Genomic DNA, 12167 nt, shown 5'->3' on the forward strand with positions numbered 1-12167 from the left:
GTTGTCGGGACGCAGACCTGTCTTCCGGGGGTTGAAGGCCGCGGCGCCGGCCAGTTCGGTCCGCGTTTGCGGGTCGTCCAGGAGCAGGGTGGGTATGTCGGTTTCGGGGAGTGCTGAAGCTGCCTGGGTGACGGTGATGATGCGGGTGGGTCGGGCGTCGTTGAGGGTGTAGGCGAGGCGGTCCGTGGGGTAGTCCGGATCGAGGGGGAGGTATGCGGCTCCGGTCTTGAGTACCGCCAGGATGCCGGTGACGAGTTCGAGTGAGCGGGGCAGGGCGAGTGCGACGGTCTGCTCCGGGCCGATTCCCTGGTTGATCAGGTGGTGGGCCAATCGGTTGGCGTGCTCGTTGAGCTGTCCGTAGGTGAGGGACTGGTTCTCGAACGAGACGGCTATCGCATCGTGGTTGTCGGATACGTGCTGTTCGAACACTTCCGGTACGCAGCCGGGGGTGGTCTGCTTGCCGGGGCGGTTCCAGTCGGTCAGCAGGCGTTGGCGTTCGTCGGCGGAGAGCACGTCGATCCGGCCCACTCGCAGCTCGGGGTCGGCCACCAACGCCCGCAACACGGCGACGAAGCGCGACGCGATCTCCTCGATGGCTTCCCGGTCGAAGAGATCAGGGCGGTAGGCGAGCTTCAGCTGAAGTTCCCGGTCCGGAACGACGGCGAGGGTGAGCGGGTAGTGCGTGATGCCGTCGCCGTAGGCGGTGAAGGAAGCGATGCCCAGGTCGTCGACAGCATCGACGAATCCCTCCGTGTCGAGGGGGTAGTTCTCGAAGACGGTGGTGGTGTCGAAGAGTTCGCCGATGCCGGTGGTCTGCTGGATTTCGGCGAGGCTGAGGTACTGGTGGTCCAGGAGGTCGGTCTGCTCCCGCTGTATGCGGGTCAGGAGGCCGAGGATCGTTTCGGAGGAGTCCAGGCGTATGCGTACGGGGACGGTGTTGATGAACAGGCCGACCATGGATTCGATGCCGGGCAGCTCCGGCGGGCGCCCGGAGACGGTCGTGCCGAACACGACGTCGTCACGGCCCGTCAGTGCACCGAGCAACACCCCCCAGGCGCCCTGCACCAGCGTGTTCATCGTCAGACCGCGACTGCGAGCCAGCTCCTGCAACAGCGCTGAGACGTCCGCGGGAAGCGTCTGAACGATCTGCTCCGGAGCCGTCGCCGCCGTACGCGCGGAGTTTCCAGCGGCAAGACGGCACGGCTCCTCCAGACCGGACAGGACCTCGGTCCACACCGCAGCGCTCTCCTCGCTGTCGTACCCCGAGAGCCAGGCGAGGTACGCCTTGTACGGCGCCGCGGCCGGCAGACCGGTGTCGTCACCGGCGCTCTCGTACAACGCGAACAGGTCACGCATCAGCACGGACACCGACCACCCGTCCACGAGGATGTGGTGGATCGTGAGGACGAGGGTGTGGCGTTCTTCTTCGAGTCGGGCGAGTGCGAGGCGCAGCAGGGGCGGCTGCTTCATGTCGAAGCGGCGTGCTGCCTCGGCCGCCACGACGTCGTCGAGCCGTGCCGCCCGGTCGTCGTCGGAGAAGGTGCGCAGGTCCACCTCGTGCCAGGGAAGTTCCACCTCGGCCGGGATGACCTGGACCGGCCGGCCCGTGCTCCGTGTGACGAAACCGGCGGAGAGGTTCGGGTGGCGTCGCAGCAGGGCTTCACCGGCCGACCGCAGGCGTCGTGCGTCCAGCCGTCCTTCGAGCTCCAGGGCCATTTGGACGACGTAGACGTCCGGGCCCTCCTCGTTGTAGGCAGCGTGAAAGAGCAGGCCCTCCTGCAACGGAGACAGAGGAAGGATGTCAAGGAATCCCCGCTGCATTGCAAATACCTCTCTCAAGAACTTCGCGTGTTACGGGCGGTGGTACGGGTGGGGAGGGTGGCGGCGCGACGGGCGCAGGGCGACACGCGCAAGGAAGAAGGAGCAGGGCGACGGGATCCCGGGCACACGACGTCGGCGTCGCGTGCGAAGGCCAGGACGTGCGCGGCGCAGCGGAGCGGCGAGGCCGGGTCGCTCAGAGACTCAGCTGCTGGGCGATGTCGTCGATCTCCGACTGGTTGAGGGAGACCAGCGACAAGTCTGAAGGGGTGCGCCCACCGGCGTGCGGGTCCTCGGCGTGCTCGGCCAGTGCGGCCAGGGCCGCGATCCAGGCATCGCCCAGCGCTCGGACGTCGGCCGCCAGCTCCCCGGCCCAGGTGCAGGTGAGCGTCAACCGTGTGCCGTCGGCATGGTCCTGGGCGGCAGCCGTGAGACGCATGGTGTGCCGCAGCAGCTGACGCTCGTCACCGGCGCCTTCGACGGTGGCGTTCTCGGCGGTCATGGCCCAGTCGGCGTCCTGGGGGGTGCCGGACGGGCCCAGGTAGCGGAACGCGATCTGGGGTTGCGGGAGCTTCACCAGCCGTTGCCCGGCGAGCGGGTTGAGGTGACGCAGTATCCCGTAGCCGATGCCGGAGTCCGGCACGGAACGCAGCTGCTCCTTGACCCTCTTGAGGGCCGTGCCCACCGGGGTGTCGGCGTCTGCGTCCAGCCGGACCGGGTGGACACCGGCGAACCGGCCGACCGTCCTGGAGACGTCGACCCCCGCGGCAATCTTCTGGCGGCCGTGTCCCTCCAGGCCCACCAGGAGCGGCTGGTGTTCCACCAGGCTCTGAGCCCGTCGCCATCGGGCGAAGGCGAGCGCGAGTCCGGTCAGCAGGACGTCTTCGACGCCGCAGGAGTACAGGGAGGGCAGGCCCGTCAGCAGCGGCGCCGTCATCGAGGCGGACAAGGTCCAGGTCGCGGACCCGGCCGGGCCGGGCGTCGCACGGTGAGCGCTCGACTCTGCCCTGGTCGGCACCGGTGCGTGGTCCTGCAGAACCCTGACCCAGTACGGCAGCTCCTTGACCCGGGCGGGGTTCTGGGCCTCCTCGTCCAGGAGCTGTGACCAGCGGCGGAAGGAGGTGCCCGTGGGGGCGAGGTCGACCGGACGTCCTTGCGTGACCGCATCCCACGCTGTGGCGAGATCGGGCAGGAGGATGCGCCAGGAGGCACCGTCGACGACGAGCCCGTGGGCGACGAGCAGCAGCCGGCCGGGCACCACGGGGCCGGCGTCGAACCAGACGGCACGGATCATCACACCGGCGGCCGGGTCCAGCAGACCCCGGGCCCGGCGGACACCTTCGGCCACCGCGGACGTCAGGTCTTCGGAGGCGATGTCCGGCGACACGGCGACACGCTCGATGCGCGCGTCGGCGTCGACCGAGCCGGACGCGGGAATCTCCAGGTGTCGCTCTCCGGCCGGGCCGGCGAGGCGGGCGCGCAGTACATCGTGATGGTCCAGCAGTGCCTGCAGCACTGCGCTGAGTCGGGGAAGCGTGGCACCGGCCGGGACCCGCACCACGACCGATTGCCGGAGAGAGTCGGTCCCCGCGCCGTCGACGTCGAAAGCGCGCATCACCGGGGTCAGGGGCGCCCTGCCCACACCGTCCCCGGCTTGCCCCGCACCAACGTCGCCCGGCCCGCTGTCGGCGCCGGCCGACGGTGCCACCTCCCGTGCCGCAAGGGCCAGTTCGGCCACGCTCTGCGAGCGGAGCACGTCACGCCGGGTGATGACCAGCCCGGCTTCCCGCGCCCGGCTGACCAGCCGCATGGCCGTGATGCTGTCTCCGCCGAGGTCGAAGAACCTGTCGTCGACGCCAACTTGGTCGCGCCCCACCAAATCGGCCACGAGTCGGCAGAGGAGCTCCTCCGCAGGCGTGTGCATGCTGTCGTCCCCCGTATCACGCTGATTGCTGTCGAGTCCCGGGAGATCTCAGCCGGGAATGGACTTTCACAAGTCCGGATCGTACGTACTCGAAAGCGAGGAGGTGAATCGTCCCATCGACGCGTTTCATGATCATCTCCTCCTATCGGAGGGGGATCCGGGGCCGCTCCCGCCCTCTGAGCGCCGAATGAATCCGGCCAGATTCGACAAGTGGGGAACTCCCTCGCGGGGCCCTGATCTCCTCCGATCGGAGGGGGAGGAGGTGATTTCTGGCCCTCCGACAGTGCGAGAGGAGCCCTCCGTGCCCCGGCTGAAGGATTTACCGGCCGCGCGGAGCGGCCTTAGCGTGAGCCGGGCATGACGGAATCAGAATGAGAATCGGATACGGTGGAGACGTTGATGACGAACCCTTTTGAGAACGACGACGCGTACTACCTGGTGCTGCGCAACGATGAGGGGCAGCACTCCCTGTGGCCCGCTGTCAATGACGTTCCGGCCGGCTGGGTCGTCGCCAAGGAGGCGGACAAGCGGGCCGCGTGCCTGGAGTTCGTGGAGCAGCACTGGACGGACATGCGGCCGAAGAGCCTGATCGTGGCCATGGGTGACGCCGCTCGGTAGCCGGTTCGCGACCCTTGGGATGCCTCGCCCGGGCTCGCGCCCGGGCTGTCGGCACCCGTGTGCTAGCTCTGCTTGTTGCTGTCGTCGGGGCGGCGTACCACGAATGACGCCCGCCCCGAATCGAGGTCAAGCGGCGGGGCGGCGTCGCCGTCGTCCTGCTTGGTCAGCCGCTGTCGTTGGACCTCTTCGCTGACGTGCCGCTGAGACGGATGGAAAACTTCGAGGGCTTCGAAGTTCCCGGAGAATCCGGAGGATTCGCGACGCCTCCTGTTTATCCAGCGCACGAACCATACGCCCACCACGAGAAACAAGGTGAGGGTGGAAGCGGTCATCAAGGCACCTAACATGCGCAAAACCTCCAGCCGTGCTTTTGGAGCGACCAGCCTACCTGAAGGGCCACTCCCCTCTCATCGCAGCCCGCAGCCGCGGGCTGCGATCCGGACGGAGGGGCTAGGTGAGCTCTACGGCTGCTATCTGCTCGAGCACTTTCAAGTCTCGATGGTCGCCGGACCTCTCGTCCGGGAATGGAACGACCAGATCGGTGACGCCGACATCCCGGTATTGCGTTGCCACTTCGACGAATAGCGCTGCCGATTCCAGCACGGATCGATCCTGGCCCAGGTGTACGAGCTTGCGGAGGGCGTGCGGATCCCGGTTCTCGTCCGCGCAGATGCGGGTCAGCCGGCCGATCTGCTCACGCACCAGTTCGGGAGAAGTGCTCGGTGCCATCACGCCGGGCTTGGGGGAGTGGCCGTTGGTCACCCAGATGTCGGCATGGCGGGCGGCTGTCCGCATGCCTCGCGGTCCGGTGGCCGCGACGGCGATCGGCATCCTCGCGCGCGTCCGGCCCTCCGGATCGACACATGCCTCCTTGGCCCCGTAGTACCGCCCCGCGTGGTCGGCGGTCTCCGTACGCAGCAGCTTGTCCGTCAGCTCGACGAACTCATGGAACCTCGCGGACCGCTCCGCCGCCGACCACGGCATGTTGCCCATGACCTCCGCGTCGACACCGCCCGATCCGGCTCCCAGCCCCAGGATGAAACGCCCGTCCGTCAGATCGTCCAGCGTCACGATCTCCTTCGCGAAAGGCACGGGGTGGCGGAAGTTGGGCGAGGACACCAAGGTTCCCAACCGGATCCTCTCGGTGACTCCCGCAGCGGCCGCGAGCGTGGGCATCGCCGCGTACCAGGTGGATCCCAAGCGCTCGCGCCAGGCCACATGGTCGTACGTCCATGCATGCTCGAATCCCATTTCGTCGGCGAGACGCCAGGAGTGCCGAGCGGATTTCCAATGCGATGACGGGAGAATGCGCACTCCGACACGCATGCCTACCTCCGGTGTTCGGGCTCGGGCAGGGGAGTGGTCTCCACCGGCTCGGGCAGTTCGCGCATGGTGCGCAGCGGGGACCGGAAGTTGGGTATGACGCTCAGCGTCATACCCACGACGCCGATCCACAGTGTGGTCTTCGCTCCGAAGGCGGATCCCGAGACCCCGCCCAGGAAGCCGCCGAGCGGAATGCCGCCCCAGGACACGAACCGGGCCGTCGCGCTCACGCGGCCCAGGAGACGATCCGGCGTGAGGGCCTGCTGGAAGCTCGACTGAGCCACCACCCGGACGACTCCGCCCAGCGAGAGCGAGGCGAGCCCGACGGCGGCCACGTACACACTCCAGCCCGGGTGGGCCATCGGCATCAAACCCGTCAGCGGACACGTGACCAGGGGCGCGATCCAGATGACCGGGCCGTGGCCGACCCACCGGGAGATCCTGGTGGCCAGCAGCGCACCCAGCAGCGCACCGCATCCCATGCCCGACAGGATGAGGCCGATCTCGGAGGAGTCGAGGCCCATTTCCCGCTTCAGGAAGACGAGCAGCATGGCTTGGTACAGGACGAGGAAGAGATTGAATATGCCGTCCCCCACGAGGATCGCGCGCAGCGCGGGATACTTGAGGACGAATCCGAGCCCTTCCTTGATCTCCCGGCGCAATTCCCGACGCTCACTCGGCTGCGGCTTCTGCTCACGGGTACGGATACTCATCGCGAGCAGTCCCGACATGGCCATCCCGATCGAACTCGCCAGGAGTGTCGCAGGGGCTCCGACCCAGCCCACCATCGGCCCCGCGATCGACGGTCCACTGATGCTGGTCACCGAGCGGATCGCCGATAGCTTCGAGTTCCCCTCGACGAGATGAGCGCGGCCCACCAGATGGGGGAGGTAGCTGACGTAGGCGACGTCGAAGAAGACGGTCAGAATGCCGTGGAACAAGGCGACTGCGTAGAGCCACCAGATCGACAGCAGATCCGCCGACCAGGCCACGGGAATCGTCAGAAGGGCCAGAGACCTCGCCATGTCGGTGCTGATCATCACCGACCGTTTCCGCATGCGGTCCACCCACGCCCCCGCCGGCAGCCCCACCAGGAGGGAACCCGCGGTGGTCATCGTGGTCAATAACCCGACCTGGAACTCATCGGCGTCCAGAGCCGTGATGGCCACCAGGGGGAGGGCCAGGAAGATGATCCGATCTCCCAACTGGCCGAGCGCGGTGGCGGCGAACAGCCGGCCGAAGTCCGGGTCCCGCAGGAGTCCGAGGCGAGAGGACGTTGGCATTCGAGAACCTACCCAAGGGGATCGTAGAGTCACGCCATGATCTGGCGTACCAGGCGGTCGTAGGACTCCATCATCGTGGTGGTCGTCTTGCCCGTCCGGTACTCGTGCTGATCGATAGCCCGCACCGGCTGGATTTCGTAGGCCGTGCCGGTGAGGAAGCACTCGTCGAACTGTCCGAGTTCCTCTGGGCGGACACGGCGTTCCACGGCCCGGACGCCGAGTTCGGCCGCCAGGTCGAGCACAGTGGCGCGCGTGATGCCGGCGAGGAAGCAGTCCGCCACGGGCGTGTACAGAGTCTCCTCGGCCACGAGGAAGATGTTGGCCCCGGTGGCCTCGGCAACCTGGCCGCGGTAGTCCAGCAGCAGCGCGTCGTCGTAGCCGGATCGATACGCCTCGTCACGGGCGAGGGTGCAGATGCTGTACAGAGAAGCCGCCTTGGCCCGGACCGGTGCCGTGTCCGGCGGGGGCCGCCGCCAGCGCGAGGTGCCCAACCTGATGCCCCGCTCCTTGGCCTCGGTCGAGAAGACATGGGGCCACTCCCAGGTGGCGATGGCGACATGAACGGATGCGTCCCCGCCGGCCACCCCGATGTGTTCGCTGCCAAGCCAGGCCACCGGTCGGACATACCCGTCGCCGATCCCCTGACGACGGACGACTTCGAGCGTCGCGTCCATCAACTCGTCCTCGGTAAAAGGCAGTCGATAACCCAACTCCCGAGCCGAGTCGTGGAGTCGCCGGGTGTGCTCGGCCAGCTTGAAGACATGGCCGTCGTAGACACGTTCACCCTCGAAGACGCTGCCGCCGTAGTGGAGGCCGTGCGTGAGGACGTGCAGTCGGGCCTCCCGCCAGGGGACGAACCGGCCGTCGAGCCAGATGACGCCGTCCCGGTCGTCGAGAGCGGAACTGCCCACCGTGTTCGTCATCGCAGAGCTCCGGCGTTCTCCAGGCGGTCGTCCGCCGTGTCCAGCCCGCACACCTGGTGGATGGTGAAGACCATGGGCACCGGGCCGAAGTCCCGCAGGATCCGCAGTCCGTGCCGCTCCGCCGCGACGATGGTCGTGACACACCCCTCGGTTAGGCCGGCCGCGCAGTCGATGGCCGCCTGCGAGTTACTCAGTACCAACCGGGCTTCGGCCCCCTCCGGGACCAGCCCGATGGGGGCGGGATGTGTGGAGACGGTTTGAGGAGCCACCGCTTGAGCACTGGCCAGCACCATGTTGTGGGTCGGCATGACGAAGCTGTCGACCATGTGCAGACGGTGCAGGTTCCCGAAGGTCAGCGTGTGCAGTGCCGGATAGACCGCACAGGCCACCAGGGCGTGCTCCCCGTCGTCGGGCACCGCGTCGAGGGCGGTCTCCAGCGACGTGTGGAGCTCGACCTCGCCATCGACGCCGCGTCTGTGCAGCCATTCATGAGCCGCGGATTCCAGGTTGGTGCCGTGCGGGCCGAGGGTGTGCAGATAGCGAATGCGCTTCGTGTTCATATCCCGTGCCTTTCGTTGGAATGACTTGAATCGGACGCTTCGGCGCGTGCCAGCCACGTGGACGCGAGCGCGTGGATCGCCACCGAGCCACCGGCCAGGCCCGCCAGGATTCCGGCGCGCCAGTGCCACTCGCTCCCGCCGTGCGGGCCGGCGTTGTCCTCGTCACCCCTCAGCAGCTTCCGCCAGGCCGACAGCAGACGCACCGTGGTCACCTCCCCATCGTCGAGCCGCGTCCAGTTGGCTCCGGTCGCCGAGCAGTTCCCAGCGCTGGAGGGCGAGGGGGACATTGCCCTCGCGCCACAGCCGGCCCAGGAAGGAATCGAGCCGAAAGGCCCGGCCCTGGCGCTGTGCCGCTTCCGCGAGGAGGCCATGGATCTGGATCTTCCCGGTGAGGTAGCTCAGCCCCTGCCCTGGATGCCCGGAGAAGAAGGCCGCTTCCTCCCACGCCGTGCGCGGGTCCAGGGGCACCTGCTCCGCGAGCCGCGCGGCGGCCTGTTCCAGGGTGAGTTCGCCGACGGCCAGGGCGATGTCGACCTCCACCCGCAGCGCGCGCAGGCGCATCGCGTTCACCACGAACAGGGCGCTGGCCGGCGCGTCGTCGAACAGGCCTGCCTGCAGGGCGAGCTCCTCGGCGTGGAAGGCGATGCCCTCGTTGGCCGCCGAGTCGTAGTAGTGCCGCCGCAGCGGATCGGGGTGGCGCCAGGAGAGCGCCGACTGCCAGGCGTGGACCCCCTCGTGAACGACGCCCACGCGCGGGTCGTGGGCCTCGACCCGCTGGAAGTAGGGCAGGTCAGCCCGGGGCGGCCGAAGATACCGCAGGGCGTCGTCGCCCGGGCGTCGCGCCGAGGCGATGTAGTGCGGCACGCCGAGCCACGTCAGCGGTTCCACGTAGGCGGGCAGGGGGGCGTTGCGGTAGTGGCGCAGGTCGTCGGGCAGGTCGATGATGCCCTCGCGGCGCAGGAAAGCCCGGACGTTCTGCTCGTCCGTGCGCTGCCGTACGACCTGCCGCCCCGTGTCGGCGAAGAGGGGAGGTTCGGGCAGGTCCCGGTGCCGACGACGCAGCACGAGCTCGGCCGCGGCGGTGCGGGCGTACTCCTGGCGGCCCATGTCCATCAGCTGCTGCATCGAATACGGCAGCAGGGCCACATGGTGCAGGAAGTAGCGGAAGGCCTCCGGGCCGACGCTGGTCGGTGCCCCGAAGGTGGGCAGGTGCTCCCGCAGCCAGACCCGGAAGCCCACGAGCGCGCGCCGTGCGGCGCCCGTGGCGACGGCGAGGCCTTCCGTCCGCGTGGTCGGCAAGAACGGGCCGAGTGCTGTCATGGCCGTCCCCAGGGCCTCGTCGGCGGTGTCGAGCAGGCGCAGCGCGTACTGAGCGAACGGGGCCGCCGCATGCCCGGTCAGGTTGTGCTTCGCCTGCTCCAGGACATCCGGCACATGGCCAAGGAGCGCCACGATTTCCCGGCCGCGGGTGCCGGGCCACGGACGTGGTTGAAGAAGCAGGTTGTAGAGGGGCACCAGGGCCTGGTCGAGGTAGAAGCAAGGGTTGCGGCGCCAGTTGCGCAGCAGGTCCAGCTCCCAGTGCACCCGGGCGAGCGCGGAACCCAGCAGAGCCGTGTCGACCCGGGTGGCGACCGGTTCCGCCGCGACCTCCAGGTCGCCGTGACGCTGCGTGAACCCGGCCAGGGTCCGCCGCCGTTCCGCGATCGCGTCGGGCGACCAGTCGGGCAGCAGGCCCGCCGGTCGTTCGATCCGGGTGACATCGTCGTGGGAATCGGGCTGGGTGGCCGTACGCCATTCCCAGAACTCCTCGGCCAGCCGCTCGAGTTCGGCGCTGTCGCCGCTCATCGTCGTTTCCTCGCTCTCGATCCGTCGCACGCCCGGAGAAGCCCGGGCCTCATGCGGTCAACGAGACGTTGTAACCGCGCATCCAGCGATCCACCTCGATCAGGGGCAGCAGCAGGTGCAGGTTGTCGGCCATGGTCATCATCCGGCCCCGCCCCGCAGCCAGTTCTCGCACCTTGGGCACGTCGACAAGCCCGGCGAGCGGTGAGTCGCCGTCGTCGAGCACGGCGTCCAGTGCGGCGCGGACCGTCTTGGCGTGGGCGGGCGAGAAGGTGGCGGGGTAGGCGCTCTTGCGGCGTTGGAGCACCTCGGCCGGGAGCAGATCGGAGACGGCGGCGCGCAGCAGGCTCTTCTCACGGCCGTCGGCGACTTTCAACTTCCACGGCACGTTCCACACGTACTCCAGGAGCGTGTGATCGCAGAACGGCACCCGCACCTCCAGGCCCACGGCCATACTCATCCGGTCCTTGCGGTCCAGGAGATAGAGGAGTGGACCCTGGAGGCTCAGGTGGAGCACCTCGCGCATCCGGGCCTGGAGGCCGGACTCGCCCGGCAGCCGCGGGACGCGGGCGAGCAGCGTGGCGTAGCGGTCGCGTTCGTCGTCGTCCGGGCGGATCCGGGCCCGGACGTCGGGCGCCAGACAGTCGGTGAGCCGAGGGCTGTTGCCGAGCCACGGGAAGGTGTCGCTCCAGACGGTGCTCTGATCGAAGAACCAGGGGTATCCGCCGAACACCTCGTCGGCCGCCTCCCCGGACAGGGCGACCGTGGATCGCTCCCGGATCGCCCGGAACAGCAGGTACATGGACGCGTCGAACTGGCCCAGGCTGGGCATGTCCCGGGCGAGCAGCGTCTGCGGTACGACCCCGGGCAACGCCTCCGGGTCGAGCATGAGCGAGGTGTGCTCGGTGCCCAGGTGCGCGGCGGCCGTCAGGGCGAACGGGGTGTCGCGCTCGGGGCGCAGGGCGGTGGCGCGGAAGTCGTCGTCGGCGCCCTGGAAGTCCACGGAGAAGGAGCGCAACCCCGGCGGTTGGTGTGCGGCGGCCAGCGCTGTGATCGCCGACGAATCCAGGCCGCCCGACAGCAGCGTGCACAGGGGCACGTCCGCTATCAGCTGGTGGATGACGACGTCCTCCAGGATCTCGCGGACCCGGGCCGCGGTGGCGGCGGCATCGTCGTGGTGCTCCCGGCTCACCAGCCGCCAGTAGGGCGTCTCGTAAGCGCCGGCCCGGTCGAAGCGCACCGTGTGGCCCGGCTGCACCTGGCGCAGGTCCGTGAAGGGCGTCTCCCACGGCATGGCCAGGCGGGGGTTGAACAGGATGGGGAGCTTGTCCTCGCTGGTGCGGGCCGTGAACAGCGGGTTGGCCAGGATCGCCTTGGGCTCGGAGCCGAACAGCAGACCTCCGTCGTAGACGTGGTAATACAGAGGCTTCACGCCGAGCCGGTCACGCACCAGGAGCAGTTCCTCGCGGCCGGCGTCCCAGATCGCGAAGGCGAACATGCCCGTCAGGTGATCGACGAAGGCCGCGCCCCACTCCAGATAGGCGTGCAGCAGCACCTCGGTGTCGGACACCGTCTCGAACCGGTGCCCGCGTGCCGTCAACCGGGCGCGCAGCTCACGGAAGTTGTACACCTCGCCGCTGTACGTCAGCACCACGGGTGCCCCGGTGGTACGCGGGTGGACCACCATGGGCTGCTTGCCGCCCTCCAGGTCCACGATCGCGAGACGCCGGTGACCGAGGGCGACGTGCGGGGCGAGCCACACCCCGTCCGCGTCCGGGCCCCGCCGGTGCAGGGAACCGGTCATCGCCTCGACGGTCTGTCGTTCCAGGGTGAGGTCCCGGGAGAAGTCGATCCAGCCGGCAATGCCGCACATCAT

Annotated in this window: 10 protein-coding genes; 1 reads left to right on the forward strand and 9 read right to left on the reverse strand. The window is 68.7% G+C overall.

Annotated features, from left to right (window positions below; genetic code table 11):
- Together ABZ924_RS31175 and ABZ924_RS31180 are read right to left on the reverse strand one after the other, a co-directional pair.
- Positions 1-1821: condensation domain-containing protein (locus ABZ924_RS31175; RefSeq protein ID WP_361917170.1), on the reverse strand; the 1821-nt coding region annotated here is incomplete at its 3' end.
- 193 nt (positions 1822-2014) lie between these two features.
- A complete protein-coding gene (locus ABZ924_RS31180) occupies positions 2015-3742 on the reverse strand; it encodes a condensation domain-containing protein (RefSeq protein ID WP_361917173.1) in 1728 nt (575 codons plus the stop codon).
- Between the two features lie 399 nt (positions 3743-4141).
- Between ABZ924_RS31180 and ABZ924_RS31185 the strand changes: the two genes are divergently transcribed.
- Positions 4142-4360, forward strand: coding sequence for an MbtH family NRPS accessory protein (locus ABZ924_RS31185; RefSeq protein ID WP_327381603.1), 219 nt, complete (start codon positions 4142-4144; stop codon positions 4358-4360).
- Between the two features lie 62 nt (positions 4361-4422).
- Here ABZ924_RS31185 and ABZ924_RS31190 read toward each other — a convergent pair whose 3' ends face one another.
- The 7 genes from ABZ924_RS31190 to asnB form a co-directional block, all read right to left on the reverse strand.
- Positions 4423-4692 carry a DUF6191 domain-containing protein gene (locus ABZ924_RS31190; RefSeq protein ID WP_361917177.1) on the reverse strand — a complete coding sequence of 90 codons (270 nt, stop codon included), beginning with the start codon at positions 4690-4692 and terminating at the stop codon, positions 4423-4425.
- Between the two features lie 118 nt (positions 4693-4810).
- Positions 4811-5686: an LLM class flavin-dependent oxidoreductase gene (locus tag ABZ924_RS31195; RefSeq protein ID WP_361917180.1), complete on the reverse strand. Its 876-nt coding sequence runs from the start codon at positions 5684-5686 to the stop codon at positions 4811-4813.
- 2 nt (positions 5687-5688) lie between these two features.
- Complete coding sequence (locus ABZ924_RS31200) at positions 5689-6966, reverse strand: MFS transporter (protein WP_361917183.1); 1278 nt, start codon at positions 6964-6966, stop codon at positions 5689-5691.
- A gap of 29 nt (positions 6967-6995) precedes the next feature.
- Positions 6996-7889 (reverse strand): branched-chain amino acid aminotransferase, encoded by an 894-nt coding sequence (locus ABZ924_RS31205; RefSeq protein ID WP_361917186.1) that lies wholly within the window; start codon positions 7887-7889, stop codon positions 6996-6998.
- Complete coding sequence (locus ABZ924_RS31210; protein WP_361917189.1) at positions 7886-8449, reverse strand: bacilysin biosynthesis protein BacA; 564 nt, start codon at positions 8447-8449, stop codon at positions 7886-7888. Before ABZ924_RS31210 ends, ABZ924_RS31205 begins: the two co-directional genes overlap by 4 nt.
- Before the next feature lie 162 nt (positions 8450-8611).
- Positions 8612-10294 carry a DUF885 family protein gene (locus tag ABZ924_RS31215; RefSeq protein WP_361917192.1) on the reverse strand — a complete coding sequence of 561 codons (1683 nt, stop codon included), beginning with the start codon at positions 10292-10294 and terminating at the stop codon, positions 8612-8614.
- A gap of 49 nt (positions 10295-10343) precedes the next feature.
- Positions 10344-12164, reverse strand: coding sequence for an asparagine synthase (glutamine-hydrolyzing) (gene asnB / locus ABZ924_RS31220; protein ID WP_361917195.1), 1821 nt, complete (start codon positions 12162-12164; stop codon positions 10344-10346).
- Between the last annotated feature and the right edge of the window lie 3 nt (positions 12165-12167).

It is taken from the genome of Streptomyces sp. NPDC046876, assembly GCF_040645035.1.
In the GTDB taxonomy this organism is placed as follows: Bacteria; Actinomycetota; Actinomycetes; order Streptomycetales; family Streptomycetaceae; genus Streptomyces.